The 25,773-nt window shown below is 67.3% G+C and carries 37 protein-coding genes; 28 read left to right on the forward strand and 9 right to left on the reverse strand.

The annotated features are described in order from the left end of the window. Nucleotides 1-277: 277 nt before the first annotated feature. The 4 genes from OHS33_RS21420 to OHS33_RS21435 form a co-directional block, all read right to left on the reverse strand. Nucleotides 278-1,171, reverse strand: a complete 894-nt coding sequence (locus OHS33_RS21420) for a helix-turn-helix domain-containing protein (RefSeq protein ID WP_330332016.1) — start codon at nt 1,169-1,171, stop codon at nt 278-280. Between the two features lie 487 nt (nt 1,172-1,658). After that, nucleotides 1,659-2,513: a helix-turn-helix domain-containing protein gene (locus OHS33_RS21425; RefSeq protein WP_330332017.1), complete on the reverse strand. Its 855-nt coding sequence runs from the start codon at nt 2,511-2,513 to the stop codon at nt 1,659-1,661. A gap of 19 nt (nt 2,514-2,532) precedes the next feature. Then, nucleotides 2,533-3,051, reverse strand: a complete 519-nt coding sequence (locus OHS33_RS21430) for a DUF6879 family protein (protein ID WP_330332018.1) — start codon at nt 3,049-3,051, stop codon at nt 2,533-2,535. After that, complete coding sequence (locus tag OHS33_RS21435; protein ID WP_330332019.1) at nt 3,026-3,283, reverse strand: hypothetical protein; 258 nt, start codon at nt 3,281-3,283, stop codon at nt 3,026-3,028. Before OHS33_RS21435 ends, OHS33_RS21430 begins: the two co-directional genes overlap by 26 nt. Before the next feature lie 194 nt (nt 3,284-3,477). Here OHS33_RS21435 and OHS33_RS21440 point away from each other — a divergent pair, with 194 nt between their 5' ends. The 3 genes from OHS33_RS21440 to OHS33_RS21450 are packed head-to-tail and all read left to right on the forward strand — an operon-like array spanning nt 3,478 to nt 4,198. Beyond that, the gene (locus tag OHS33_RS21440; RefSeq protein WP_330332020.1) at nt 3,478-3,708 is read left to right on the forward strand and encodes a hypothetical protein; all 231 of its coding nucleotides are present in this window, start codon (nt 3,478-3,480) and stop codon (nt 3,706-3,708) included. Then, nucleotides 3,705-3,866, forward strand: coding sequence for a hypothetical protein (locus tag OHS33_RS21445; protein WP_330332021.1), 162 nt, complete (start codon nt 3,705-3,707; stop codon nt 3,864-3,866). The genes OHS33_RS21440 and OHS33_RS21445 overlap by 4 nt, the downstream gene beginning before the upstream one ends. Beyond that, the gene (locus tag OHS33_RS21450; protein ID WP_330332022.1) at nt 3,863-4,198 is read left to right on the forward strand and encodes a hypothetical protein; all 336 of its coding nucleotides are present in this window, start codon (nt 3,863-3,865) and stop codon (nt 4,196-4,198) included. Before OHS33_RS21445 ends, OHS33_RS21450 begins: the two co-directional genes overlap by 4 nt. A gap of 35 nt (nt 4,199-4,233) precedes the next feature. Here the strand turns inward: OHS33_RS21450 and OHS33_RS21455 are convergent, their stop codons facing one another. The 5 genes from OHS33_RS21455 to OHS33_RS21475 form a co-directional block, all read right to left on the reverse strand. Next, entirely contained in the window at nt 4,234-4,608 is a 375-nt protein-coding gene (locus OHS33_RS21455; protein WP_330332023.1) for a hypothetical protein, read from the reverse strand. A 14-nt stretch (nt 4,609-4,622) separates the two neighbouring features. After that, entirely contained in the window at nt 4,623-5,234 is a 612-nt protein-coding gene (locus tag OHS33_RS21460; protein ID WP_330332024.1) for a hypothetical protein, read from the reverse strand. Nucleotides 5,235-5,385: 151 nt separating this feature from the next. Beyond that, nucleotides 5,386-5,796: a contact-dependent growth inhibition system immunity protein gene (locus tag OHS33_RS21465; protein WP_330332025.1), complete on the reverse strand. Its 411-nt coding sequence runs from the start codon at nt 5,794-5,796 to the stop codon at nt 5,386-5,388. Next, nucleotides 5,796-10,361, reverse strand: coding sequence for a putative T7SS-secreted protein (locus OHS33_RS21470; RefSeq protein WP_330332026.1), 4,566 nt, complete (start codon nt 10,359-10,361; stop codon nt 5,796-5,798). Before OHS33_RS21470 ends, OHS33_RS21465 begins: the two co-directional genes overlap by 1 nt. Beyond that, nucleotides 10,361-10,984 carry a hypothetical protein gene (locus OHS33_RS21475; RefSeq protein ID WP_330332027.1) on the reverse strand — a complete coding sequence of 208 codons (624 nt, stop codon included), beginning with the start codon at nt 10,982-10,984 and terminating at the stop codon, nt 10,361-10,363. The genes OHS33_RS21470 and OHS33_RS21475 overlap by 1 nt, the downstream gene beginning before the upstream one ends. Nucleotides 10,985-11,139: 155 nt before the next feature. Between OHS33_RS21475 and OHS33_RS21480 the strand changes: the two genes are divergently transcribed. From OHS33_RS21480 to map, 25 genes are all read left to right on the forward strand, one after another. Further along, a complete protein-coding gene (locus OHS33_RS21480) occupies nt 11,140-12,384 on the forward strand; it encodes a hypothetical protein (protein ID WP_330332028.1) in 1,245 nt (414 codons plus the stop codon). Nucleotides 12,385-12,859: 475 nt separating this feature from the next. Further along, a complete protein-coding gene (gene rpsJ, locus OHS33_RS21485) occupies nt 12,860-13,168 on the forward strand; it encodes a 30S ribosomal protein S10 (RefSeq protein ID WP_003948644.1) in 309 nt (102 codons plus the stop codon). A gap of 14 nt (nt 13,169-13,182) precedes the next feature. Then, the gene (gene rplC, locus OHS33_RS21490; protein WP_112447750.1) at nt 13,183-13,827 is read left to right on the forward strand and encodes a 50S ribosomal protein L3; all 645 of its coding nucleotides are present in this window, start codon (nt 13,183-13,185) and stop codon (nt 13,825-13,827) included. A gap of 4 nt (nt 13,828-13,831) precedes the next feature. Continuing rightward, complete coding sequence (rplD, locus tag OHS33_RS21495; protein ID WP_330332029.1) at nt 13,832-14,482, forward strand: 50S ribosomal protein L4; 651 nt, start codon at nt 13,832-13,834, stop codon at nt 14,480-14,482. Further along, the gene (gene rplW, locus OHS33_RS21500; protein WP_215023440.1) at nt 14,482-14,805 is read left to right on the forward strand and encodes a 50S ribosomal protein L23; all 324 of its coding nucleotides are present in this window, start codon (nt 14,482-14,484) and stop codon (nt 14,803-14,805) included. The genes rplD and rplW overlap by 1 nt, the downstream gene beginning before the upstream one ends. A gap of 39 nt (nt 14,806-14,844) precedes the next feature. Continuing rightward, entirely contained in the window at nt 14,845-15,681 is an 837-nt protein-coding gene (gene rplB / locus OHS33_RS21505) for a 50S ribosomal protein L2 (protein ID WP_330332030.1), read from the forward strand. Nucleotides 15,682-15,693: 12 nt separating this feature from the next. Continuing rightward, nucleotides 15,694-15,975 carry a 30S ribosomal protein S19 gene (gene rpsS, locus OHS33_RS21510; RefSeq protein WP_023539342.1) on the forward strand — a complete coding sequence of 94 codons (282 nt, stop codon included), beginning with the start codon at nt 15,694-15,696 and terminating at the stop codon, nt 15,973-15,975. Between the two features lie 43 nt (nt 15,976-16,018). Next, complete coding sequence (gene rplV / locus OHS33_RS21515) at nt 16,019-16,366, forward strand: 50S ribosomal protein L22 (RefSeq protein WP_004571827.1); 348 nt, start codon at nt 16,019-16,021, stop codon at nt 16,364-16,366. Then, complete coding sequence (rpsC, locus tag OHS33_RS21520; protein WP_330332031.1) at nt 16,366-17,208, forward strand: 30S ribosomal protein S3; 843 nt, start codon at nt 16,366-16,368, stop codon at nt 17,206-17,208. Before rplV ends, rpsC begins: the two co-directional genes overlap by 1 nt. A gap of 5 nt (nt 17,209-17,213) precedes the next feature. Further along, nucleotides 17,214-17,633, forward strand: a complete 420-nt coding sequence (gene rplP / locus OHS33_RS21525; protein ID WP_030026326.1) for a 50S ribosomal protein L16 — start codon at nt 17,214-17,216, stop codon at nt 17,631-17,633. After that, nucleotides 17,633-17,857 carry a 50S ribosomal protein L29 gene (gene rpmC, locus OHS33_RS21530; protein ID WP_073912892.1) on the forward strand — a complete coding sequence of 75 codons (225 nt, stop codon included), beginning with the start codon at nt 17,633-17,635 and terminating at the stop codon, nt 17,855-17,857. The genes rplP and rpmC overlap by 1 nt, the downstream gene beginning before the upstream one ends. Continuing rightward, nucleotides 17,857-18,138: a 30S ribosomal protein S17 gene (gene rpsQ / locus OHS33_RS21535; RefSeq protein ID WP_283455934.1), complete on the forward strand. Its 282-nt coding sequence runs from the start codon at nt 17,857-17,859 to the stop codon at nt 18,136-18,138. The genes rpmC and rpsQ overlap by 1 nt, the downstream gene beginning before the upstream one ends. A gap of 119 nt (nt 18,139-18,257) precedes the next feature. Continuing rightward, a complete protein-coding gene (gene rplN / locus OHS33_RS21540; protein WP_003956455.1) occupies nt 18,258-18,626 on the forward strand; it encodes a 50S ribosomal protein L14 in 369 nt (122 codons plus the stop codon). Between the two features lie 2 nt (nt 18,627-18,628). Next, nucleotides 18,629-18,952 carry a 50S ribosomal protein L24 gene (gene rplX / locus OHS33_RS21545; RefSeq protein WP_330332032.1) on the forward strand — a complete coding sequence of 108 codons (324 nt, stop codon included), beginning with the start codon at nt 18,629-18,631 and terminating at the stop codon, nt 18,950-18,952. Continuing rightward, complete coding sequence (gene rplE, locus OHS33_RS21550; RefSeq protein ID WP_030388859.1) at nt 18,952-19,503, forward strand: 50S ribosomal protein L5; 552 nt, start codon at nt 18,952-18,954, stop codon at nt 19,501-19,503. The genes rplX and rplE overlap by 1 nt, the downstream gene beginning before the upstream one ends. 5 nt (nt 19,504-19,508) lie before the next feature. Then, nucleotides 19,509-19,694 carry a type Z 30S ribosomal protein S14 gene (locus tag OHS33_RS21555; protein ID WP_003956452.1) on the forward strand — a complete coding sequence of 62 codons (186 nt, stop codon included), beginning with the start codon at nt 19,509-19,511 and terminating at the stop codon, nt 19,692-19,694. A 223-nt stretch (nt 19,695-19,917) separates the two neighbouring features. Next, nucleotides 19,918-20,316: a 30S ribosomal protein S8 gene (gene rpsH / locus OHS33_RS21560; RefSeq protein ID WP_007265911.1), complete on the forward strand. Its 399-nt coding sequence runs from the start codon at nt 19,918-19,920 to the stop codon at nt 20,314-20,316. A gap of 20 nt (nt 20,317-20,336) precedes the next feature. Beyond that, nucleotides 20,337-20,876: a 50S ribosomal protein L6 gene (gene rplF / locus OHS33_RS21565; RefSeq protein WP_330332033.1), complete on the forward strand. Its 540-nt coding sequence runs from the start codon at nt 20,337-20,339 to the stop codon at nt 20,874-20,876. Nucleotides 20,877-20,878: 2 nt separating this feature from the next. Then, the gene (gene rplR, locus OHS33_RS21570; RefSeq protein ID WP_030026334.1) at nt 20,879-21,262 is read left to right on the forward strand and encodes a 50S ribosomal protein L18; all 384 of its coding nucleotides are present in this window, start codon (nt 20,879-20,881) and stop codon (nt 21,260-21,262) included. Nucleotides 21,263-21,307: 45 nt separating this feature from the next. Beyond that, nucleotides 21,308-21,913 carry a 30S ribosomal protein S5 gene (gene rpsE, locus OHS33_RS21575; RefSeq protein WP_214946843.1) on the forward strand — a complete coding sequence of 202 codons (606 nt, stop codon included), beginning with the start codon at nt 21,308-21,310 and terminating at the stop codon, nt 21,911-21,913. Beyond that, nucleotides 21,913-22,095, forward strand: a complete 183-nt coding sequence (rpmD, locus tag OHS33_RS21580; protein WP_053682614.1) for a 50S ribosomal protein L30 — start codon at nt 21,913-21,915, stop codon at nt 22,093-22,095. The genes rpsE and rpmD overlap by 1 nt, the downstream gene beginning before the upstream one ends. A 1-nt stretch (nt 22,096) precedes the next feature. Beyond that, on the forward strand, nt 22,097-22,552 hold the full coding sequence (gene rplO / locus OHS33_RS21585) for a 50S ribosomal protein L15 (protein WP_330332034.1): 456 nt from the start codon (nt 22,097-22,099) through the stop codon (nt 22,550-22,552). A 186-nt stretch (nt 22,553-22,738) separates the two neighbouring features. Beyond that, nucleotides 22,739-24,052 carry a preprotein translocase subunit SecY gene (gene secY, locus OHS33_RS21590; RefSeq protein WP_330332035.1) on the forward strand — a complete coding sequence of 438 codons (1,314 nt, stop codon included), beginning with the start codon at nt 22,739-22,741 and terminating at the stop codon, nt 24,050-24,052. Beyond that, nucleotides 24,052-24,699, forward strand: coding sequence for an adenylate kinase (locus OHS33_RS21595; RefSeq protein ID WP_330332036.1), 648 nt, complete (start codon nt 24,052-24,054; stop codon nt 24,697-24,699). The genes secY and OHS33_RS21595 overlap by 1 nt, the downstream gene beginning before the upstream one ends. A gap of 94 nt (nt 24,700-24,793) precedes the next feature. Further along, entirely contained in the window at nt 24,794-25,645 is an 852-nt protein-coding gene (gene map, locus OHS33_RS21600; protein ID WP_330332037.1) for a type I methionyl aminopeptidase, read from the forward strand. The last annotated feature ends 128 nt before the right edge of the window (nt 25,646-25,773 follow it).

Genomic DNA, 25,773 nt, shown 5'->3' on the forward strand with positions numbered 1-25,773 from the left:
TCTCCGGTCTCCGGAGCGCCAGCCACTGAGGGGCCCTTCCCCCGTCGCGAAAGCGGCGAGGGAAGGGCCCCTCGGCGTTTTCCGTTTCACGAGACTGGCGAAGGCGTACGCCGGCACTAGTGCTGTGACCGGAAAGGTTCACCGTGTCACGGCGCCCGGCACGGCACCTCGCCGCGTTGTCGGACCACGACGGTACGTCCAGTACGAGTCGCGGCCCTCCGCCTTGCGATGCACCGCACCGAACACCGCGACCCGGCAAACCTTCCCGGCCACAGCACTAGGCGTACGTCGGCACGCTGGTCCGGCAGCCGTCGCAGCACCCTGGCTCGGGCCCCCGGTAGGCGCGGTCGCAGTACTCGCAGTTCTGCATCGGCTCGGGCCCCGGTTCGAGGGCGGCGGCCCCGGCGCCCGGCGCGCCCGGCGCCCGTACCCGTTCGGGCGGAAGCTGCTCGGTGAGCCGGTAGGCGACCAGCCCGGCGGCGCTGCGCGGCCGCGGCGGCAGCCGGTCGGTGAGCGCCGCGATCACGGCCTCCGGCGTGGCCCCGCGCTCCAGCCAGGCCTCGACGGCAGGCGCGAGCCGCTCGACGTCCCGCGCCCCGAGCAGCAGCCGCGAATCCACCGCGCGCAGCTCTACGAGGATCCGCTCGGCGGCAGCGCGACGCGCGGGCCTGTCGGGGTCCCGGGGGCGGGGGAGCGGGGGGATGGCCTTGACGGGGGTGACGGCGTCGGGCGCGGCGTCGGGCACCGGCTCGGGCACGGGCACCAGCTCGGGGGCCTCCGTCCCCGGCTGCCCGTCTTCGCTTCCACACCCGGGACGGTTGTAGGAAACGGTCCGGGTGACGACCTGCCCGTTGTCCAGCCGCACCCGCGTGCGCCGCAGATAGCCGTGCTCCTCCAGCTCCCGCAGCGCCCGGGCGATCCGGTACTCGCTCTCGGGGAACCGCGGTGCGAGGTCCTTGATGCCGATGTGCGCGCCGGTCGGCAGCGACTGGATGTGCAGCGCGAGCCCGATGGCCACGAGGGACATCTCGGCGTGCTGGGCGAGGTGGTTCCCGACGACGGTGAAGCGCCGCGTGTGCCGCGCGTTGACGTGGATGACACCGGATCGGGGGACGGCATCGTGATGCCGGGACGAGGCGCGCGAGGGCGCGCTAAGCTGCTGATTACCCATCGGGAAGTTGGATCCTTCTCGTTGGTCAGGCCCTCGGACCGGGATTGCAGTCCCGCCGGGGGCCGACGTATGTCTGGAGTTGTAGCGGCGAGCATATGCCAGCGAACCCCCGTGTTAGCCAGTCAAGTTGGCCCAATTCACCCATGTGAGCGACCCCCCGCCCCCACCCTGACGCCCCCGCTCCCCGGGAGGCTGGAGGGGTTTGGCAGGGGCCTTTCGCTTCCCAGGTACTTCTACCCAATACGTCTAACCGCACCGCTTCGCGGATTCCCACCACCCGGCTTTCGAGCGACCCCCTGAGCGGGTCATCCCCCGCCCAACAGGTCGCGCACGTACTCCCTCAGGGCCGCGGGGTGCACGGACGATGCGACGTCCTACAGGTACGAGGCGATCTCGGGGTCGGAGGCCTGAAGACACAGTCATCCCGGGCCGGGTCCTCTCGGTTGGCTGGGCGCCGGCATTGGCATCAGGCGTGAGCATTCGTCGTTCAAGCCTGGCCCAGGGCCTCGATCGCGTTGACGACCAAGGCTCGGGCGGCGGCACCGTATACGGCCATGCTCCGTAGTTGTTCGAACGCTGTCAGGTAGAGCGCGACTTCGGACGGCTGCCTGATGTTCACCTCTGCCGAGAGCAGTTCCACGGAGACGAAAGTGTCGTCGTAGACGTGGAACGTCTCCAGCGGCCACACCGTGCGCGGCTCCGCCGTGCGCGGGATCACCCCTAGGGACACCGCGGGCAGGGCCCCGGCAGTTAGCAGGTGTCCCAGTTGTGCGGCCATCGCGTCCGGGTTGCCCATCCGGTAGTAGAGGGCCGCCTCCTCGACCACGAGGACGGCGCGGCGTCCCGGGTCGTGAATGATCCGGGACCGGTCGACCCGCGCGCGTGCGGCCTCGTCGCCCTCCTCTGGGTACCCCCGGAAGCGGGCGATCGTTCCGAGCAGGCCACCCGCGTACCCCTCTGTCTGGAGCAGGCCGGGCACGAGTGTGGAGGAGTAGATCCGGAACAGTGTCGTCTCTGCGAAGACCTGAGGCCATGAATTCTGGAGTTTCTTCAGTTCTTGCACCTGGTGGCGCCACTCGCTGTACATGGACTCGGCGTTCAGGGACCGAACGACGAGATCCGGCGCCTCGCCCGGGTGGCCGCAGGCCCGGCACCAGTGGCGTATGTCCCCCGCCGAGGGAGCGGTGCGCGCGTTCTCAATCCGGGACGTCTTGGAGTGGTGCCAACCGCACAGGCTGGCAAGCTCGGCCACGGTCAGCCCCGCGCCCTTGCGGAGGTCGCGCAGCCGTGCAGCCACGGCCACGCGGGCGGCCTGCGCAGAGGACGACGGGGAGACGGGCATCGAGCGTCGGACCGTCCTGTCAGATCTTGTACTCGGCGTGCGGCGTGGCCCGCGCCCAGACTGCCTCGAAGGCTTCCGTGCACAGCTTCGCCGAGGCCGGATCGCTGGTGATCTCTTCGCCGAGGGACGATCCGTCGCCAGTGAAGTGGTTCCAGTGGACCCACTCACCGTCGAACAGCCAGAAGTCGTTGCCCGGCAGCGCAATGTCCGAGGCCCGTCGGCGGCCCAGCCAGCGCACGTCCTCACCCGCCACGACGTTCGTGAAGGTGTTGTCGTACAGGAAACGGGTGTACTCGCTGACCGGTTCGGAGACGATCCGGGCCCGGCGGATCACGACACCGCGGCCAACCGCGTCTGCCACCAAGACCAGCCACGGGCGCCACCAGGCGGCCCGGTTCGCCGGATCATGACGGTAGCCCGCACGCCAGGCCGCGAACGGTCCGGTCTCGTAGTCCACGGCGTAGGAGTCGCGCATCTCCAGGTGGACTGCCGTGGTGCAGCCAGCCATCAGCTCATCGAACGTGGGCTTCGAGGGCATCACACGCCTCCCTGATCATGTGCAGCATGCGGGCCGGGATACGGATCACGGCTTCTCCCTCGGGGATTCCTGCGGCGTGGCCCGGTACTTCGGTGGCCGCGCACTCGGCCTCCAGCTCCGGCCCGGGCTTCCATCCCTGGAGCACCAGCTCTTCATGTTCCAGGTCAGCCCAGACGGTTGGGCTCTGCTTGTCTCCGGTATTGGGGTCGATCCCGACGAACAGTAGCGGCATGCCAGCCTCCCGTATCGGCCTGTGCACTCTGTGCATGAGCCTCGCGTCTGGACCATGAACTGACAAGGTGTCGATATGGCCAAACCCCGTGGTCTGTAGGGCAGATGCACAGTTCTGCACAATGCTGGCCTTCCTGCACGTCGCCCCGTCACGCTGATGGTCGCCATCCGCTGACGACAGCAGGGAGCACGGGGATGGAAGTTCGCGAGAGCAGGCCTGACGAGACATTCGGGCACGTCCACCACCCCCTGTTGAACCAGCAGGTACGCGACCCTCGGACGGACCGAGAGGGCGAACTGATGGCGGTGGTCGAGGAGAGCATCGGCTACGTGGCCGGGACCTCGAAGCACACCCGGACCGCGTACGTCCGCGCCGCCAACGGCCTGGAGTTCACGGCGGCGCCGGACACCCTGGTGGGGCTGTGAGTACCGCAGTCAGCCGGATCTGCGCCGTGTGCGACCGCCCGATCCGGACCGGTGGGCGGGAGTTCATCCGGCACTCGGCGTCCGGGGCGCGGCCGTCGGACTGGGTGCACGATCTCCGGGACCCGTCGTGCAAGCCGGTACGGGCGGGCGCGCGGTGAGCCGCGAGTCACGGCTCGCGCAGGAAGCGGGGTATGTACTGGCCCACGCGGAGCATCCGCCGGGTGGTGCTGTCACCGCGGAATGGCTGGCGTACCTGAGCGACGGCGGCAGCCTCGTAGCCCACGGGGTGCGGTGCTTCCACTTCCAGGCGGAGGGCCGCCGGACCATGGAGGCCGCGGCCGCCCTGGCCGCGTGGCACATCTCGGTCCGCCTCCCGGACGGCTGGCCGAAGGCCATCGCCCTCGCCGAAGCGATCCACTCCCTCCTCGCCGAAGAAGACCGGCACCAGGCTCGCCGCCGCGCACGCCAGCAACAAGAACAGGTTCGATGAGCCCACCCGCTGCCCCCATCGGTGCAGCCGGGGCGCTAGAGCGAATAGGGGAAAAGGTGAACCTCGGGGACGGAGAACGTGATGCGCTGCCCCGGACGTGGGGAGGCGCCCTCGATCTCGACAAGAAGCACTGCTGAAGAGATCAGAATCGCCGCCACACCCTCGTGAAAGCTCTCCACCATGCCGCAAATCGTCAGGCTGGCTCCTGGCTCTCCGATGAGTGAGTCGGGTTTGTCCGTGGATGACCAGGAACGGACTGCGTCAGGGATGTCGACTTCGACGTTCTCCGTTCCGGCACGCGGAACGTCATCGCCGCCCCAAACCCCCCAGGCGTGACCGGCCTGACTCGCGAAATGAACAAGGTGGCGGCCGTCTTGCGATTCCCAGACCCTCTGGATCAGGACGTTCATTACTCCCTCACCTCTCAGTCCGATAGGAGCGAGAGGGCCTGCTCCACGGCAGCGAGCAACTCCGCCTCGGTGGTGTCGCCCTCTTCTCTGAGAGCAGGGTCGATGGGATACCCGTCCAGCGCGTAGAAGACCTGGTTGAGGTGGTGCTCCAACCCCTCTCCCATGCGTTCCCCGTCGGCGAGGGCCTTCCGTCGGGCCCCGAGCCATTCCTTCGCGAAGACCTCCGGCCGTATGGCCCCGTCTGACAGTTGCCTCATGAGATCCATTTGCCGCCCGGTCGCCGACCCGGCCGGACTCTTCCCCGCGTGGGGACGGAACCTCTTGAGGGCGGCCGAGTAGTCGTCCGCGACGCCTTCGCCGCGGGGGAGGGAGCTGAGGTGGCTCGCAGCGTGTCTCTCTGCTGCTGACAGCACGGTCCGTGCGAGTTCGGTGCGGCTGACCAGTGCCACGGGCCCGGATCGGGCTGCCACCTTGACGCCCTTCTTGGTCGACCTGAACCTCAGCTCGAAGGAGGTGTCGGCACCGGTGAAGGACACGGCCTTCCGCTGCCCCGTCATCAAGTCGGCGAGACAGTCCAGGAGTTGAGTGACAGATATGTGGATCATCATCCCCTGGTCGGGAGACATCCCGGCAGAGTTTGCCTCCCAGAATTCCCCACGCCACAGCATGTCCCCAAGGTCGAACCCGCTGGGCTCGCCCTGGCCGGCTCGTACGGCGAATTCGACATCCAACTTATGGACTCGATTGGTTCGCATTCCTCAGTCCTGGGTTGCCTGATCATTCTTGAGGGATGGACCGCATGAACCGTTCTGTGTCATCTTCGATGTATGGGGATATGTCGACAAGGGTTTCCAGGATCTCCTTGACTTTCGGGACGAGTTCCGGATAGGTGGTCCAGGTTTTTGGTTGGCATTTCAGCACGGCTGAAAGGAGGTCGTCGTCGTAGAATCCTCCCCTGGCTTGGTTTGGTGCGGTGTCGTGCAGGATCTCAACGCCGATGGGGAGTAGCCATCTGATGCCGACGTCTTGTGTGATCAGCCTCTGTACCTCGGTGGGGTTCAGGTCTTTGATGGGCCGCTTTCGCAGGGCGTGGATCGCTTTTACCAGCCCAGTCGCGTCAGCTGGCGGGTCTGGCCACCGTTGCCCGTCGAGCTCTTCCAGGGAGCGGCTTCGGTCAATGAAACTCATTATTTTCTGTGCCCAATCGAGTGGAGGAATCCATTGAGTCTATCCAGCGTCTCGATGGTTTCCTTGCGCTTGGTGATGAGTACTTCCAATCCGCGGTCTGTGATCGTATCTGGAAGATTCTGGGTCTCGCGTTCCAGGACTCTGCGAACATTGTCCAGTCCGCTTCTGGCCTGCTGTAGGTCCTGGATATGGTCGAATGGTGTGCCATCTGGTTTCCTGGCTACCACCTCTCCTCCTGCCTCGCGCCGAGCGGCATCGTAGTGGTTGTGATTTGGTTGTGAGTTTATTTCCCCAACCGGGTCCATTTTAATGTTCTCAAGTTTCTCGATGGCTCGTTGAGCGTCGCTGCTGAGCCCGAGTTCCGTACAAGCCGCCAGGCCCAGGGGGTCGGACCAGGTGTGGGGGTTGTGGACGTACGTGGCCGGGTTGGGGGCGGGGGAGAGGCCCAGGGGGTCTGGGGTGAGGTAGCGGGCGGTTTCGGGGTCGTAGGTGCGGAAGACGTTGTGGTGGAGGCCGGACTCCGGGTCGTAGTACTGGCCCGGGAAGCGGAGTGGGGTGTAGGTGGTGGCGTCGCGGTTCCAGGTGGTGGTGCCCCACAGGGTGGTGCGGGTGTGCCAGGCGGTCTCGCCCGCCTCGTCGATGAGCTGGGTCGGGGTGCCGATCAGGTCCGTGATGATCGTGAAGAAGCGGTCGTCCACGTCCGCTTGGTTCAGGTGTTCCGTCTGGGTCAGGGGGTGCAGGCCGCGGTGGGTCCAGGTGAGGGTGACCGGGCCCGTGGTCTGTTCGCAGAGGGTGGCGCCGTCCCAGGTGAAGAAGATTTCCTCCGACGGGCCGCGCTTTGAGGTGCGGCGGCCCAGGGGGTCGTACGTGTAGGTCCAGCGCGCGCCGTCCGGGGTGGTGACCGCCGCCAGTTGGTCCTCGGAGTTCCATTCGTAGCGACAGGTGTCGGGCTTGCGGGACAGGCGCGTCTTCTGGCGCAGCACGGTGCGGCCCAGGGCGTCGTACTCGTAGCGGACCGCGCCCGCCTGCCGGATACGGGTGCCCGTGTAGCTGCGGGCGCCGCGGGCTTCCGTGCCCGGGTGGCGGTCGGGCCAGGTGGCCGCGGTCTGGTTGCCCGCGTCGTCGTAGGCGTACTGCTCCGACCATGAGTCGGCCTCTACGGAGGTCACGCGCGCCGCCGCGTCCAGGGTGAAGGTGCGGGGGCCGGTGAGGGAGTCCTCGATCCCGGTCAGGTGGCCGTCGGCGCGGTAGCTGTAGCCCCGGCGCTGGAGGGTGCGGCCGTCCCGGGTGAGGAGGGACTGGGTGGTCGGGCGGCCCAGGTCGTCGTACTCCTGGGTGAGGGATACGGGGCCCATGGTGCGCGCGAGTTCCTGGCCCGCCGCGTCGTGCGTGAAGGTCAGGGTGCGGTCGGACGTGGTTAGCGAGGAGCGGTTCCCGGCCGCGTCGTACGTCCAGTGCGACCGCGCGCCACTGGGGGTCGTGCGGGTGGTGCGGCGGCCCAGGGCGTCGTAGGCGTGGGTGAGCGTGCGGCCGTCGACCGTCTCCGCGCGGATCCGGCCCGCGCGGTCGCGCAGCCAGGTGATGGTGGAATCCGGGGACGACACCGAGGCCAGGTGGTCCGAGACGTCGTACTCGTACACCGTCGGGCCGGCCGCGGTCTGCTTGCGGGTGACCTGGCCCAGGGCGTTGTGTTCGTAGTGGGTGACCTCGGACAGGGCGTTCGTACGGGTGGTCAGTCGGCCTGCCGGGTCGTGGGCGTACGTCAGGACGCGGGCGTCGAAGTCCGTCTCCGAGGCGAGGCGACCGGCTGAGTCGTAGGAGTAACTCCAGGTCAGGTGCTGGGGGTTGGTGACTTCCGTCAGGCGCAGTTCCGTGTCGTGCGTGAAGGCGTGGCGCGCGCCGTCCGGGGCGGTCCGGGCCACCAGCAGGTCGAAGTCCCCGTACTCGGAGACCGTTACCCCGCCCAACGCGTCCGTGTGGGTGAGGCAGTTGCCCTCGCCGTCGTACGTCCAGGATTCCGTCGTGCCGTCCGCGTACGTGCGGTGCAGGAGGCGGCCTTCCACGCTCCACGTGAGGTGGGTGGTGCGGTTCAGTGGGTCCGTCACCGCGGTCGGGCGGCCGAAGGCGTCGCGCTCGTACGTCGTGGTCGCGCCCAGGGGGTCCGTGGTCGACACGACCAGGCCTGCGGGGTTCGAGCGCACCGTCGTCACCGCGCCCAGCGCGTCCGTGACGCTCGCCAGGTGGCCCCGCGTGTCGTGGGTGAAGCGGGTCGTGGCGCCCGACGGGCCGGTGACCGAGGTGCGGCGGCCCTGGGCGTCGTACGTCTGGCGGACCGTCGTGCCGTCCGGGTTCAGGACCCGCACCGGGAGGCCCTGGGCGTCGTACTCCGCCCGCGTCGCGCGGCCGTCCGGGCGGGCGACGGAGACGAGGTGGCCCTCCTCGCTCCACTCGAAGCGGGTGGTGTGGCCCAGGGGGTCCGTGCGGGACAGGAGGCGGTGGTGGCGGTCGTGGGTGAAGCGGGTGGTCGCGCCCGTGGGGTCGGTCGTCGACATGATCTGGGCACGGTCGTTGATCTCGTACACCGTGCGGTGGCCCAGGGAGTTCGTGAGGGTGGTGAGGCCGTCCGCGTAGGCGAAGCGGAGGTTGAGGTGGCCATTGGTGCCGGACTGGGCGACGCAGCGGTGACGGTCGTCGTACGCGTAGTCGAAGCGGCGGTCGTTGGTGTCGGTCCAGGAGGTGATCCGGCCCAGCTCGTCGTAGCCGAAGCGCAGCGGGCGGCCGCTGGAGTTGGTGACCTCGGTGAGGTGGCCGTCGGTGTAGCTGTAGCGGAGGACGGTGGTGCCGGCCGCGCTCAGGCCGGTTATCCGGCCGTCGGCCGAGGTCAGGGTCACCTCGTAGCCGCCGCTGTGCGAGATCCGCAGGGGCGCGCCCGTCTCCTCGTCGTAGGTGTACGAGATCCACGCGCCCGAGCGGTCGTCCTGCTGCGTCAGCAGCCCCTCAGGGGAGAAGTGGCGGACCTCGCCGCTCTCCGGGTCGGTGACCGTGTACCCGCCGTCGGGGTCGCGGGTCAGCGGCCAGCGCTGGCCGAGCGAGGGGAGTACGGGCACTCCGGGAGCCGGGTGCGGATAGGCGAGGAGGCTGCCGTCCGCGCGGACCAGGACGACGCCCTCGGCGTCGATCTCCAGGCGCTGATCGACCGTGGATGCCCAGGTGGGGCCGAACCAGCGGCCCGAGCGGTACGACGATTCGAAAGTTCGGCTGAATATCAGCGGTGGTGAGCCGGGCAGGACCAGGTCGGTCTGCGGCAGGACCATGCGGCCCGTCGCCACATCGACCGGGTCGCCCTCGCACGTCTTGCAGGCCTGGTCACGGGCCTTGTCGTGCTCGGCGCCGCGCAGCTCATCGCGGGCGGAGGGCTCGCGGGCGGAGGGCCCGTGCCCCTGCGCTCCTCCCTTCGCGCCCGGGCGCAGGTCCTCGGCCAGGCGGCCCGCGCGCAGGGCCTCGCTGACCCGGCCCATGCCCTTCGTGGCGATGATCTCCGGGATGAGCTTGCCGATCCCCTCGCCCGGGTCCTTCAGGAAACCGTCGACCATGGTCCTGCCGGTGGCGACGGGGTCGTTCGCCGACACGAGCAGCCCGGCGGCCATCTGGTTCAGCCGCATCCGGTATTCGGCCGGGTGCGTGGCGTTGTACGGGTCGTGCGGGTCCAGGCCGCGCACGAAGGTGACCAGGCCCGCCGTGCCCTTGATGACGCCGCCGCCGACGTGCCCCGCATTGAGGGTGGTGAGCGCCATGGCGCTGATCTGCTGTTCCTTGAACGACGGCATCGGCGGGGCCGCGTCGCGCGCCGCCTCCAGGGCCGTGACCGCCGTGCGGGAGGCGTCGTCGCGCTGGCGGCGCGCCTCGGCCAGCTTGTCGTGCGCCGCCCTGACGCCCGCCGCGCCCGGATCGGTGAAGCCCGTGGGGCGGGCCGGGAGCGGGTCCGCGCGGGCGTCCAGCGCGGCGTTGTAGGAGTCGACCTGGTGGTTGTAGGCGGAGCGCGCCGTCTCGGAGGTCTTGACCGCGCTCTTGTACTCGGCGATCGCCTCCCGGGCCTGGCCCTGGGCCCACTCCACCGTGTCCGCGAAGTGCGTCAGCGCGCCCGACGCCTTCGCGAAGGCGTCCGCGGCCTTGAACCACGGTGGGGTGCGCCGGGTGAGGGCGGCGCGGAACGCATCGGCGCTCTCGCCCTTCAGCGCGGCGGAATCCAGGCGCTTCAGCCCGCCGCCGGTACGGTCGCAGGCCGCCTGGAGGTCACTCAGGTGGGCGGCGGTGGAGCGGAGCTTGGCGGCGCTGCCGTGGACCAGCTTCGTCGGGTCGTCGCTCTGGCCGAGCTGGACCTCGGCGACATCGGCGCCGAGCCAGTTCGCGGCGGAGTCCACCGTTTCACGGACGGCGTTCGCGCCCTTCTGCCAGCCCGCCGCCTCCAGGGTGTCCGCGGTCCTGTCGCCGACCCACTCGACGCCCTCGCCCACGGTCTCGGCGGCGCCGTCCATCCAGTCCGGCAGGTAGTCCTTGAGGCCCATCAGCCCTGGTCACCCCGGGCCGCTTCGGCCTGGGCCCGGTCGATGAGGGCCGGGTCCACCCCGGCCACCTCGGTGACGCGGTCGACCACGGCCCCGCCGAAGCCCTCCGTGCTGACCTTCCGGCCGGCCTCGGCCCAGGTCCGCTCGAAGTCCTCGGCGGCGCGGCGGTCGGCCTCCGGGCTGAAGTCCGGCTTGTAGGGGTCGCCGTGGACGATCTCGTCCCAGGACCTGCCCTCGATCTCGTCCTCACTCGCGTGGGGGTTGCCGTAGAGGGAGTTCGTGCCCACCTTGAAGGCTCCCTGGAGGTACTGGTCCTCCTCCCACAGCGCGCCCGCCGACAGGCCGAGATCCCGGGCCAGCCCGCCGACGCCCTGGACGAGTGCCCGTACGCCCCACTCCCAGCGCCCGCAGAAGTCCTCGAAGACCGAGGCGACCGCGGGGTGGCCCGCCTCCATGCCCGTCAGGGCCAGGGCGCTGAAGCCCGCTCCGAAGGAAGCGCCCGCCGAGGACGCCATGAGGCCGCCGATCTCGCCCAGTTCGGCCGTTGTCGCCTTCAGGCCGCCCACGACCTCCTCGACGGCCTTCGGGTCCACCGCCAGGTCTTTGCCGGAGTCACCGCTCACGTCCCACCCCCATGGTCTCGGCAGCAGGGTAGGAGGCGGGGACGGCTGCTTGATCTTTGCTGGTGTGGATTCGGCCACCCGTTCGGGGCCCGGTGTTTTGCCTGCTCAGCGGCTATGAAAGGCTCCGCGCGAACGTCTCAGGGGTGGGGAAGAACATGGCTGCGAAGAACGACGGCGACGGCGGCGACGGCTCCCGCGTCTCCGACGAGGAATGGGCGCGGTTCGTCCAGCAGGCCGGGCAGGCCGGGCAGGCCGGGCAGGCCGGGCAGGGCAAGGCCGACGTGCCCAAGGAGCCGTCCGCGCGGGCGCGGATGGTGACCGAGCGGCTGCGGCGCGAGGACGAGCAGCGGGCCGCGGCCGCGCGGGGGCGCTGGGGGCGCGGGTCCAGAGGATCCGGGCCCCGGCGCGACCAGCCGGAGGGCTGGCGGACCGGGCCCGCCTGGCAGGAGATGGAAGGGCGCGGCAAGGGCAAGCGGCGGCTCAAGGCCGCCCTGGGCATCGCCCTCGTCGCGGGGCTCGCGCTGATCGTCGTACGGCCGGAGCTGCTGATCGACAAGCTCACGGGGGAGGGGGAGAGGGCGGGGGACCGGCGGAGCGCCGCCAGAAGCGCGCCTCCGCTGCCCGCGGAGACCGCGCGCCCGACCGCGCCCCCGGCGGTACTGGACCCGGACCAGCCGACCCTGAAGGAGCCCTTCCGCGGCTCCCCGGCCCTCCAGTGGGCCGATGGCGCCGCGGGCATCGAGCTCCCGGCCGCCACCGCGGTCAACGGGGTGTCCCAGGAGGACGTCGCGGCCGTGCTGGGCCGCACCCGGGACCTGCTGGTCGCCTCGAACCTGGACCCGGCGGTCCTGGGCGGGGGACGGCCCGACGCCGCGCTCGCACTGCTGGACCCGCTCCAGGACGATGCCCGGGGCCTCATGGAGCGGGCCCTGGCCAAGCCGTCCAAGGACGACAACCCGCTCTTCCTGTTCAGCCGGTTCGACCCGGCGGAGGTCCGGTTCCACGGCGGAGTGGTCAAGACGCGGGGCCGGATGACCTTCGAGGGCGGCCGGGAAGGCGAGGTGCTCGTGCATGCCGACTACACCTTCGTATACCCGGTGGTCCGGGCGAAGGGCGGCTCGGACGAGGTGGCGCGGACGGTGGTCCGGCGCTCGGTGACGACGGCCTACCTCGACCCGAAGCGATGGGAGGCGACCAAGGGGACGCTCCACGTCGGAGCCTGGCTGGAAACCGCGGGCAACGACGACTGCTCCCGGGACGGCACCGGGTACCTGCACCCGCGGTTCGCCAGTGACCAGCGGCCGGGGCCGAGTCCGTCGGGGCCGGTCACCGACCCGTACGACCGGAGCAGGGACGTCGCGGACCTGCCGCAGGACTGCGGGACGGTGTCCCGCTCCTGACCAGCGGGATGACCAGCGCGAGGGGCCCCGCCGGGCGAGGTGCGTGGTGCAGTTTGACCACTCAGCGTGGCGGGGTATTCTCTTCCGCCCGATTGGCCAGGTACGTGCCTCGTATGGCAGACTACTCAAGTTGCTCGGCTGAGTGCCGATGCTGCGCGCCTCCCGCCGGGAGGACCGGAAGCGAGTCCCACAGTACTCGTCGCCCTTACCTGCCCCTCGGGGCAGCACTGGGGGCGGACGTACGGGAATCTTCTGGGAAGTGTCAGCACGGAGCCAGCCAGGCACTCGGTGGGTGTTTCTCCCCCGATGCGCGGTCTTGGGACCGCACCCCCTTGGCAGGGAATTTCCGTATGGAAATTTCTTTGGAGGGAGTGCGACACGCCCGACCGCGTGGGTCGGAGGAGAGGCAGTGGAGCGATCCACAGCCGACCGGGAGCCAGAGCGTTTCCACAACAGACAGGACTACGGAGTAGCCATGGCGGGACAGAAGATCCGCATCCGGCTCAAGGCCTACGACCACGAGGTCATCGATTCCTCGGCGAAGAAGATCGTCGAGACGGTGACGCGCACTGGTGCGTCGGTCGCGGGCCCGGTGCCGCTGCCCACTGAGAAGAACGTGTACTGCGTCATCAAGTCGCCGCACAAGTACAAGGACTCGCGCGAGCACTTCGAGATGCGCACGCACAAGCGCCTGATCGACATCCTCGACCCGACGCCCAAGACCGTTGACTCGCTGATGCGCCTGGACCTTCCGGCCGGCGTTGACATCGAGATCAAGCTCTGAGAGGCACGGAGAAGATGGCAAAGCAGATCAAGGGCGTCCTGGGCGAGAAGCTCGGCATGACCCAGGTCTGGGACGAGAACAACCGTGTCGTCCCGGTGACCGTCGTCAAGGCCGGGCCCTGCGTCGTTACCCAGGTCCGCAAGAACGAAATCGATGGCTACGAGTCGGTCCAGATCGCCTTCGGCGAGATTGACCCGCGCAAGGTGAACAAGCCCCTCAAGGGTCACTTCGCCAAGGCTGACGTAACCCCGCGCCGCCACCTGGTGGAGCTCCGCACCTCCGACGCCAGCGAGTACACGCTCGGCCAGGAGATCACCGCGGCCGTGTTCGAGTCCGGCGTCAAGGTTGACGTCACGGGCAACAGCAAGGGCAAGGGCTTCGCCGGTGTCATGAAGCGTCACAACTTCAAGGGCCTCGGCGCCGGTCACGGCGTTCAGCGCAAGCACCGCTCCCCCGGTTCGATCGGTGGCTGCGCCACCCCTGGGCGTGTCTTCAAGGGCATGCGCATGGCCGGTCGTATGGGTAACGAGCGTGTCACCACCCAGAACCTGACCATCCACGCGGTTGACGCGGAGAAGGGTCTGCTCCTCATCAAGGGTGCGGTCCCCGGTCCGAACGGCGGCCTCGTCCTGGTCCGTACCGCGGCCAAGGGGGCTTGAGGTAATGAGCACCATTGACATCCTTTCGCCGGCAGGCGACAAGGCCGGTACCGTCGAGCTCCCCGCGGAGATCTTCGACGCGAAGACCAGCGTTCCGCTGATCCACCAGGTCGTTGTCGCTCAGCTGGCTGCTGCCCGTCAGGGCACGCACAAGACCAAGCGCCGTGGCGAAGTCCGTGGTGGTGGCCGCAAGCCGTACCGCCAGAAGGGCACCGGCCGCGCCCGTCAGGGTTCGACCCGCGCTCCGCAGTTCGCCGGCGGTGGCGTCGTCCACGGCCCGCAGCCGCGTGACTACTCGCAGCGGACCCCGAAGAAGATGAAGGTCGCCGCTCTCCGTGGTGCCCTCTCGGACCGCGCGCGCCACTCCCGCATCCACATCGTCACCGGTGTGGTCGAGGGTGCAGCCTCCACGAAGGCCGCCAAGACGCTGTTCGGCAAGATCTCGGAGCGCAAGAACCTGCTCCTGGTCGTCGACCGCGCCGACGAGGCCGCGTGGCTGTCCGCCCGCAACCTGCCCCAGGTGCACATCCTGGAGCCGGGCCAGCTGAACACGTACGACGTGATCGTCTCTGACGACGTGGTCTTCACTCAGGCCGCTTTCGAGTCCTTCGTGTCTGGCCCCAAGGCCGACGAGACCGAAGGGAGCGACGCGTAATGTCTGACGCGACCGTTACCAGCAAGACCTTCACTGACCCGCGCGACCTGCTGATCAAGCCGGTTGTCTCGGAGAAGAGCTACGCGCTGCTCGACGAGAACAAGTACACGTTCATCGTCGCGCCGGGCTCGAACAAGACCCAGATCAAGCAGGCTGTGGAAGCGGTCTTCTCGGTCAAGGTCACCGGGGTCAACACGATCAACCGTCAGGGTAAGCGCAAGCGCACCAAGACCGGTTTCGGCAAGCGCGCTGACACCAAGCGCGCCATCGTGACCCTCGCTGAGGGCGACCGAATCGACATCTTCGGCGGCCAGGCCTCCTAACGGAGGTCTAGTCGTCCGGAATCGGACGAGGACTGAGAAATGGGTATCCGCAAGTACAAGCCGACGACCCCGGGCCGTCGTGGCTCCAGCGTCGCCGACTTTGTCGAGATCACGCGGTCCACGCCGGAGAAGTCGCTGGTTCGCCCGCTGCACAGCAAGGGCGGCCGTAACAACACCGGTCGGATCACTGTTCGCCACCAGGGCGGCGGCCACAAGCGCGCCTACCGCGTGATCGACTTCCGTCGTCACGACAAGGATGGCGTGCCGGCCAAGGTCGCTCACATCGAGTACGACCCGAACCGCACTGCGCGCATCGCGCTCCTGCACTACGCAGACGGCGAGAAGCGCTACATCATCGCCCCGGCCAAGCTGAGCCAGGGTGACCGGATTGAGAACGGCCCTGGCGCCGACATCAAGCCGGGCAACAACCTCCCGCTCCGCAACATCCCGGTCGGTACCACGATCCACGCGATCGAGCTCCGTCCCGGTGGTGGCGCCAAGTTCGCCCGTTCTGCCGGTTCGTCCGTGCAGCTCCTGGCGAAGGAGGGCCAGTACGCCCACCTGCGTATGCCGTCGGGCGAGGTTCGCCTGGTCGACGTCCGCTGCCGCGCCACGGTCGGCGAGGTCGGCAACGCCGAGCAGTCGAACATCAACTGGGGCAAGGCCGGCCGTATGCGCTGGAAGGGCGTTCGCCCCTCCGTCCGCGGTGTCGCGATGAACCCGGTTGACCACCCGCACGGTGGTGGTGAGGGTAAGACCTCCGGTGGTCGCCACCCGGTCTCCCCGTGGGGTCAGAAGGAGGGTCGTACTCGCTCGCCGAAGAAGGCTTCGAGCAAGTACATCGTCCGCCGCCGCAAGACGAACAAGAAGCGCTAGGAGCGGGTTTAGATGCCGCGCAGTCTCAAGAAGGGACCCTTCGTCGACGGACACCTCATCAAGAAGGTGGACGTACAGAACGAAGCTGGTACCAAGAACGTCATCAAGACCTGGTCCCGTCGCTCGATGATCATCCCGGCCATGCTGGGTCACACCATCGCGGTGCACAACGGCAAGATCCACGTCCCGGTGTTCGTCACCGAGTCGATGGTCGGCCACAAGCTCGGCGAGTTCTCGCCGACTCGCACCTTCCGCGGCCACGTCAAGGACGACCGGAAGTCGAAGCGCCGCTAAAGGCGGGGTGGTAACGACTATGACTTACACCGAAGGGACAACCATGGAAGCCAGGGCCCAGGCGCGGTACATCCGCGTCACGCCCATGAAGGCCCGCCGAGTGGTGGACCTTATCCGTGGCATGGATGCCACGGAGGCTCAGGCGGTCCTGCGTTTCGCCCCGCAGGCCGCGAGCGTGCCCGTTGGCAAGGTGCTGGACAGCGCCATTGCCAACGCGGCTCACAACTACGACCACACGGACGCCTCTTCGCTGGTCATCAGCGAGGCGTACGTGGACGAGGGCCCGACCCTGAAGCGGTTCCGTCCGCGTGCTCAGGGCCGTGCCTACCGGATCCGCAAGCGGACCAGCCACATCACCGTGGTCGTCAGCAGCAAGGAAGGAACCCGGTAATGGGCCAGAAGGTAAACCCGCACGGGTTCCGGCTCGGCATTACCACCGACTTCAAGTCGCGTTGGTACGCCGACAAGCTGTACAAGGACTACGTCAAGGAAGACGTCGCCATCCGCAGGATGATGACGTCCGGCATGGAGCGCGCCGGCATCTCGAAGGTTGAGATCGAGCGCACCCGTGACCGTGTGCGTGTGGACATCCACACCGCGCGTCCCGGCATCGTCATCGGCCGCCGTGGCGCCGAGGCCGACCGCATCCGCGGTGACCTCGAGAAGCTCACGGGCAAGCAGGTCCAGCTGAACATCCTCGAGGTCAAGAACCCCGAGATGGACGCTCAGCTGGTTGCTCAGGCCGTTGCGGAGCAGCTGTCCTCCCGCGTCTCCTTCCGTCGCGCCATGCGTAAGAGCATGCAGGGCACGATGAAGGCCGGCGCCAAGGGCATCAAGATCCAGTGTGGTGGCCGTCTCGGCGGCGCCGAGATGAGCCGGTCCGAGTTCTACCGCGAGGGTCGTGTGCCGCTGCACACGCTGCGCGCGAACGTGGACTACGGCTTCTTCGAGGCCAAGACCACCTTCGGCCGTATCGGCGTGAAGGTCTGGATCTACAAGGGCGACGTCAAGAACATCGCCGAGGTTCGCGCCGAGAACGCTGCGGCCCGTGCGGGTAACCGCCCGGCCCGTGGTGCGCAGGGCGCTGGCGACCGTCCCGCCGGCCGTGGTGGCCGTGGTGGCGAGCGCGGCGGCCGTGGTGGCCGCAAGCCGCAGCAGGCTGCTGGTGTCGAGGCCCCCAAGGCCGAGGCTCCCGCTGCCGCTCCGGCCGAGAGCACCGGAACGGAGGCCTGACCGACATGCTGATCCCTCGTAGGGTCAAGCACCGCAAGCAGCACCACCCCAAGCGCCGCGGTATGGCCAAGGGCGGTACTGAGGTCTCGTTCGGCGAGTACGGCATCCAGGCGCTTACCCCCGCCTACGTGACGAACCGCCAGATCGAGGCGGCTCGTATCGCGATGACCCGCCACATCAAGCGTGGCGGCAAGGTCTGGATCAACATCTACCCGGACCGTCCCCTGACGAAGAAGCCTGCCGAGACCCGCATGGGTTCCGGTAAGGGTTCTCCCGAGTGGTGGATCGCGAACGTGCACCCGGGCCGGGTCATGTTCGAGCTGTCCTACCCGAACGAGAAGATTGCTCGTGAGGCGCTCACCCGCGCTGCTCACAAGCTTCCGATGAAGTGCCGGATTGTTCGGCGCGAGGCAGGTGAGTCGTGATGGCGACGGGAACCAAGGCGTCCGAGCTGCGTGAGCTCGGTAACGAGGAGCTCGTTGGCAAGCTGCGCGAGGCCAAGGAAGAGCTGTTCAAGCTGCGCTTCCAGGCGGCCACGGGTCAGCTGGAGAACAACGGTCGGCTCCGTTCCGTCCGTAAGGACATCGCTCGCATCTACACCCTGATGCACGAGCGTGAGCTCGGTATCGAGACGGTGGAGAGCGCCTGATGAGCGAGAAGAACGTGACTGAGACGACTGCCCGCGGCTTCCGCAAGACCCGTGAGGGTCTCGTCGTCAGCGACAAGATGGACAAGACCGTCGTCGTCGCTGTCGAGGACCGCGTGAAGCACGCCCTGTACGGCAAGGTCATCCGCCGTACGAACAAGCTCAAGGCGCACGACGAGCAGAACGCTGCCGGCGTCGGCGACCGCGTCATCATCATGGAGACGCGTCCGCTGTCGGCGAGCAAGCGCTGGCGCATCGTCGAGATCCTCGAGAAGGCCAAGTAAGGAAATTGCCTGGGGGGTTTCCCTCAGGTCAGTTCCGCCAGGCTCGGTAGGGGCTTCCACCGCTTGAAAGAGCACCGCGAAGCCCCTGCCGGGAACCGGCAGACAAACAGGAGATAGACGTGATCCAGCAGGAGTCGCGACTGCGTGTCGCCGACAACACTGGTGCCAAGGAAATCCTTTGCATCCGTGTTCTCGGTGGTTCGGGTCGCCGCTACGCGGGCATCGGTGACGTCATCGTCGCCACCGTCAAGGACGCGATCCCGGGCGGCAACGTGAAGAAGGGTGACGTCGTCAAGGCTGTCATCGTTCGCACCGTCAAGGAGCGCCGCCGCCAGGACGGCTCGTACATCCGCTTCGACGAGAACGCCGCTGTCATTCTCAAGAACGACGGCGACCCTCGTGGCACCCGTATCTTCGGCCCCGTGGGCCGTGAGCTGCGCGAGAAGAAGTTCATGAAGATCATCTCGCTCGCGCCGGAGGTGCTGTAAGCATGAAGATCAAGAAGGGCGACCTGGTTCAGGTCATCACCGGTAAGGACAAGGGCAAGCAGGGCAAGGTCATTGTGGCCATCCCTACTGAGAACCGCGTCCTGGTCGAGGGTGTCAACCGGGTCAAGAAGCACACCAAGGCCGGTCAGACCGCTGGTGGTTCGCAGACCGGTGGCATCGTGATCACCGAGGCGCCGATCCACGTCAGCAACGTTCAGCTGGTTGTGGAGAAGGACGGCCAGAAGGTCGTCACCCGCGTCGGCTACCGCTTCGACGACGAGGGCAACAAGATCCGCGTTGCCAAGCGGACGGGTGAGGACATCTGATGGCTACCACTCCGCGTCTCAAGACGAAGTACCGCGAGGACATCGCGGGCAAGCTGCGTGAAGAGTTCTCCTACGAGAACGTCATGCAGATCCCCGGCCTCGTGAAGATCGTGGTCAACATGGGTGTGGGCGACGCCGCCCGCGACTCCAAGCTGATCGACGGCGCCATCAAGGACCTGACGACGATCACCGGTCAGAAGCCGGCCGTCACGAAGGCCCGGAAGTCCATCGCGCAGTTCAAGCTGCGTGAGGGTCAGCCGATCGGCTGCCACGTCACCCTCCGTGGTGACCGCATGTGGGAGTTCCTGGACCGTACGCTGTCGCTCGCGCTGCCGCGTATCCGTGACTTCCGTGGTCTGTCGCCGAAGCAGTTCGACGGCCGTGGCAACTACACCTTCGGTCTCACGGAGCAGGTCATGTTCCACGAGATCGACCAGGACAAGATCGACCGTACCCGGGGTATGGACATCACCGTGGTCACCACGGCGACCAACGACGACGAGGGCCGCGCCCTCCTTCGTCACCTCGGCTTCCCCTTCAAGGAGGCGTAAGCGAGATGGCGAAGAAGGCTCTCATCGCGAAGGCTGCCCGCAAGCCCAAGTTCGGTGTGCGTGCGTACACCCGCTGCCAGCGCTGCGGTCGTCCCCACTCCGTGTACCGCAAGTTCGGCCTGTGCCGCGTGTGCCTTCGTGAGATGGCTCACCGTGGCGAGCTGCCGGGCGTGACCAAGAGCTCCTGGTAATTCCCTCTCGTCCTTAGGGACTTGGGAATCACCAGAGACTCTCGGTAAGCACCTGGCCGGTGGGTGCCCCGCTCCGCATGCCGTAGGCTTGTGGGGTTGGGCGCCCGCCGTCCATAACGACTTACTACGCCGTAGGTCCCCGCACCGCACCCGTCCCGCCACTGAGTGGGGAGAGGGATGGCGCATACAGGAAACCCCGGCGAGAGAGGCCGAAGGCCGATTCATGACCATGACTGACCCGATCGCAGACATGCTGACTCGTCTGCGTAACGCTAACTCGGCGTACCACGACACCGTCGTGATGCCGCACAGCAAGATCAAGTCGCACATCGCGGAGATCCTCAAGCAAGAGGGTTTCATCACCGGCTGGAAGGTCGAGGACGCCGAGGTCGGCAAGAACCTCGTCCTCGAGCTGAAGTTCGGGCCGAACCGTGAGCGCTCCATCGCGGGCATCAAGCGGATCTCGAAGCCCGGTCTGCGCGTGTACGCGAAGTCCACCAACCTGCCCAAGGTGCTCGGCGGCCTGGGCGTGGCGATCATCTCCACGTCCCACGGTCTCCTCACCGGCCAGCAGGCAGGCAAGAAGGGCGTAGGTGGGGAAGTCCTCGCCTACGTCTGGTAGTCGGGAACGGAGGAAAGCAAATGTCGCGAATCGGCAAGCTCCCCATCCAGGTTCCCGCCGGTGTGGACGTCACCATCGATGGCAGCACGGTCTCCGTGAAGGGCCCCAAGGGTTCCCTCGCGCACACCGTCGCGTCGCCCATCGGTGTCGTTAAGGGCGAGGACGGTGTCCTCACCGTCACGCGCCCCAACGACGAGCGTCAGAACAAGGCCCTGCACGGCCTGTCCCGCACGCTGGTGGCGAACATGATCACCGGCGTGACCACGGGTTACGTGAAGGCGCTCGAAATCAGCGGTGTCGGTTACCGCGTCGCCGCGAAGGGCTCCAACCTGGAGTTCCAGCTTGGTTACAGCCACCCGATCCTGATCGAGGCGCCCGAGGGCATCTCCTTCAAGGTCGAGTCGCCCACCAAGTTCACGGTCGAGGGCATCGACAAGCAGAAGGTCGGCGAGGTCGCCGCCAACATCCGCAAGCTGCGGAAGCCCGACCCGTACAAGGCCAAGGGTGTCAAGTACGCCGGCGAAGTCATCCGCCGCAAGGTCGGAAAGGCTGGTAAGTAGCCATGGCATACGGTGTGAAGATCGCCAAGGGCGACGCGTACAAGCGCGCTGCCAAGGCTCGCCGCCACATCCGCATCCGCAAGAACGTCTCGGGTACGGCGGAGCGTCCGCGCCTCGTCGTGACGCGTTCCAACCGCAACATCGTTGCTCAGGTCATCGACGACCTCCAGGGTCACACCCTGGCGTCTGCGTCGACCCTGGACGCTTCGATCCGCGGTGGCGAAGGCGACAAGAGCGCTCAGGCCCAGGCTGTCGGCGCGCTCGTCGCCGAGCGTGCCAAGGCTGCGGGTGTCGAGACCGTCGTGTTCGACCGCGGTGGCAACCGATACGCCGGGCGCATTGCCGCTCTGGCTGACGCCGCCCGCGAAGCCGGGCTGAAGTTCTAAGCCCCGGTTCCGGGACTAACGGACGTAACAGAGAGAGGTAATCCAATGGCTGGACCCCAGCGCCGCGGAAGCGGTGCCGGTGGCGGCGAGCGGCGGGACCGGAAGGGTCGCGACGGTGGCCCTGCCGCCGAGAAGACCGCTTACGTTGAGCGCGTTGTCGCGATCAACCGCGTCGCCAAGGTTGTCAAGGGTGGTCGCCGCTTCAGCTTCACCGCGCTGGTCGTGGTGGGCGACGGTGACGGCACTGTAGGTGTCGGTTACGGCAAGGCCAAGGAAGTTCCCGCGGCCATCGCCAAGGGTGTCGAGGAAGCCAAGAAGTCCTTCTTCAAGGTTCCGCGCATCCAGGGCACGATCCCTCACCCGATCACGGGCGAGCGTGCCGCGGGCGTCGTGCTCCTGAAGCCGGCTTCCCCCGGTACCGGCGTTATCGCCGGTGGCCCGGTGCGCGCCGTTCTGGAGTGCGCCGGCGTTCACGACATCCTGTCGAAGTCGCTCGGTTCTTCGAACGCGATCAACATCGTGCACGCGACGGTTGCGGCCCTCAAGGGTCTGCAGCGTCCCGAGGAGATCGCGGCTCGCCGTGGTCTTCCGCTGGAGGACGTTGCCCCGGCGGCGCTCCTTCGTGCACGTGCTGCGGGAGCGGGTGCGTAATGGCCCGTCTCAAGATCACGCAGACGAAGTCGTACATCGGCAGCAAGCAGAACCACCGCGACACTCTGCGTTCGCTCGGGCTCAAGCGCCTGAACGACGTGGTCGTCAAGGAGGACCGCCCCGAGTTCCGCGGAATGGTGCAGACCGTCCGCCACCTCGTGACGGTTGAGGAGGTTGACTAACATGGCTGAGAACAGCCCGCTGAAGGCCCACAACCTCCGTCCCGCCCCCGGTGCCAAGACCGCGAAGACCCGTGTCGGTCGTGGTGAGGCGTCGAAGGGTAAGACGGCTGGTCGTGGTACGAAGGGCCAGAAGGCCCGCTACCAGATCCCGGTGCGCTTCGAGGGTGGGCAGATGCCCCTCCACATGCGTCTGCCGAAGCTCAAGGGCTTCAAGAACCCGTTCCGCACCGAGTTCCAGGTCGTGAACCTGGACAAGCTCGGCGCTCTCTACCCCGAGGGTGGAGAGGTCACGGTGGCCGACCTGGTCGCCAAGGGCGCGGTTCGCAAGAACAGCCTCGTCAAGGTCCTCGGACAGGGCGAGATCTCCGTGGCGCTGCAGGTTTCGGTTGACGCCGTTTCCAGCTCCGCCAAGGAGAAGATTGCCGCTGCCGGCGGCACCGTCACCGAGCTCGTCTAAGACGAACCCAGTGATTTATAGCTAGAAACCCGACCGGGGATGCCTCACATATGGGGCATCCCCGGTTGGTCGTTCCTAGGCGGGCCTTCTCGCCGGTATGGTGGCCTGCACCTTTGCTTTGTCTTATTCGTCGATCCCTCAGACCGTCACCTCTGACGCAGTAGCGCGGGGGTCGCAGGAGGCACCGTGCTCACCGCGTTCGCCCGGGCGTTCAAGACGCCCGACCTGCGCAAGAAGCTGCTCTTCACGCTCGGCATCATCATGCTGTTCCGGCTCGGGTCCCACATCCCGGTACCCGGCGTGAGCTACAAGAACGTTCAGATCTGTGTCGACTCGATGGGCAGCAGCAACAGCCTCTTCGGGCTCGTCAACATGTTCAGCGGCGGTGCGCTGCTGCAGATCACGATCTTCGCGCTCGGCATCATGCCGTACATCACGGCGAGCATCATCCTGCAGCTGCTGACCGTGGTCATCCCGAAGCTGGAGAACCTCAAAAAAGAGGGTTCGTCCGGCACGGCGAGGATCACTCAGTACACGCGCTATCTGACGGTCGCGCTCGCGATCCTCCAAGGCACCGGCCTCGTCGCCACCGCCAAGAGCGGCGCCCTGTTCCAGGGCTGCCAGGTCGCCAGCAAGATCGTCCCGGACCGCTCGATCTTCACCATGGTCACCATGGTCATCACCATGACCGCCGGTACCTGTGTCGTCATGTGGCTCGGTGAGCTCGTCACCGACCGCGGCATCGGCAACGGCATGTCGATCCTCATGTTCATCTCGATCGCCGCCGGCTTCGTCAGCGCCCTGTGGACCATCAAGCTCCAGGGCAAGATCGCCGGTGGCTGGGTCGAGTTCGGTGTGGTCATCCTGGTGGGTCTCGCGATGGTGGCCCTCGTGGTCTTCGTCGAACAGGCCCAGCGCCGGATCCCCGTGCAGTACGCGAAGCGCATGATCGGTCGTCGCGCCTACGGCGGGACCTCGACCTACATCCCGCTCAAGGTGAACCAGGCGGGCGTCATCCCCGTCATCTTCGCCTCGTCGCTGCTCTACATCCCGGCCCTGATCGTGCAGTTCAGCGGCTCGAAGGCGGCCTGGGCCACCTGGATCCAGCAGCACTTCGTCAAGGGCGACCACCCGTACTACATCGCTGCCTACTTCCTCCTGATCGTGTTCTTCGCCTTCTTCTATGTGGCGATCTCGTTCAACCCCGAGGAAGTTGCAGACAACATGAAGAAGTATGGTGGCTTCATCCCGGGTATCCGGGCAGGCCGACCTACTGCCGAGTACCTGAGCTACGTGCTCAACCGGATCACCTGGCCGGGGTCGCTGTACCTGGGACTCATCGCTCTTGTGCCGACGATGGCGTTGGCGGGCTTCGGCGCGAACCAGAACTTCCCGTTCGGCGGGACGAGCATCCTGATCATCGTGGGTGTGGGTCTGGAGACCGTGAAGCAGATCGAGAGCCAGCTCCAGCAGCGCAATTACGAAGGGTTCCTCCGCTGATGCGTATCGTCCTCGTCGGACCTCCTGGTGCGGGCAAGGGAACGCAGGCAACCGTGCTTGCCGAGACCCTTTCCATCCCGCACATCTCCACGGGCGACCTGTTCCGCGCGAACATCAGCCAGAAGACCGAGCTGGGCCAGCGTGCGCAGTCCTACATGAAGAAGGGTGACCTGGTCCCCGACCAGGTCACGATCGACATGGCCAAGGACCGCATGGAGCAGCCGGACGCCGAGAACGGCTTCCTGCTCGACGGCTTCCCGCGCAACGTCTCCCAGGCAGAGGCGCTGGACGAGATCCTCAAGGCCCAGGGCATCAAGCTCGACGCCGTCCTCGACCTGGAGGTCGAGGAGGACGAGGTCGTCAAGCGGATCGCGGGGCGGCGCACCTGCCGCAACGACAACAAGCACATCTTCCACGTCGACTACGCCCCGCCGAAGGTCGAGGGCGTGTGCGACGTGTGCGGTGGCGAGCTCTACCTGCGTGACGACGACTCCGAGGCCACGGTGCGCAACCGCCTCGACGTCTACCACACGCAGACCGAGCCGATCATCGACTTCTACAAGGCCCAGGGCCTGCTCGTGACGATCCCCGCCCTCGGCGAGGTCAAGGACGTCACGCAGCGCGCGATGGACGCCCTGAAGAAGTAGCTCTCCCTGTTTGCCGTACCGGCCGCGGTGTCCCTTCGGGGGCGCCGCGGCCGTACTGTTGTAAGACCCGAACCGAAGGTGGAAGGCACGTCCTATGGTGCAGCTGAAGACCCCCGAGCAGATCGCGAAGATGCGGGAGGCCGGACTGGTCGTCGCCGCCATTCACGCCGCCACCCGTGAGGCGGCCGTGCCGGGCGCCACGACGCGGGACCTGGACATGGTCGCGCGCAAGGTGATCGCCGACGCCGGAGCGAAGTCGAACTTCCTCGGCTACGGCGGGTTCCCCGCGACCATCTGCACCTCGGTCAACGAGGTCGTCGTCCACGGCATCCCGGACGACAAGACCGTCCTCAAGGACGGCGACATCATCTCGATCGACGCGGGCGCGATCATCGACGGCTGGCACGGCGACGCCGCCTACACGGCCTTCGTGGGCACTGGGCACGCGCCTGAGCTGGTGGAGCTGTCCCGGGTGACCGAGGAGTCCATGTGGGCGGGGATCGCCGCCATGAAGCTCGGCAACCGCCTCGTGGACATCTCCAAGGCGATCGAGACCTACATCAAGCGCCAGCCGCGTCCGACCACCGGTGAGCACAGCCTCGGCAAGTTCGGGATCATCGAGGACTACGGCGGCCACGGCATCGGGTCCGAGATGCACATGGACCCCCACCTGCTGAACTACGTCTCGCGCAAGCGCGGCAAGGGCATCAAGCTGGTCCCGGGCGTCTGCCTGGCGATCGAGCCCATGGTCTCCCTGGGCACCGCCCAGACGGAGGTCCTGGCGGACGACTGGACCGTCATCACGACCGACGGCACCTGGTCCTCCCACTGGGAGCACTCCATCGCCCTGACCGAGGCCGGGCCCATCGTCCTGACCTCGCCGGACTGTGGGAAGGCGAAGCTGGCGGAGTACGGGGTCACCACGGCTCCGGACCCCCTCGGTTAATGATCTAGACTACGGGGCAAACTTTCCGGATTCGTCTTTCTGGGTGCCCTGACGTAGACTGACTCGTCGGCTCTCGTGCACTTCCATGCCTGCATGGGCATGGGCGCGAGGCCGATCAAGGTAGCCGA

Origin of the sequence: Streptomyces sp. NBC_00536 (genome assembly GCF_036346295.1) — a bacterium.
In the GTDB taxonomy this organism is placed as follows: Bacteria; Actinomycetota; Actinomycetes; order Streptomycetales; family Streptomycetaceae; genus Streptomyces.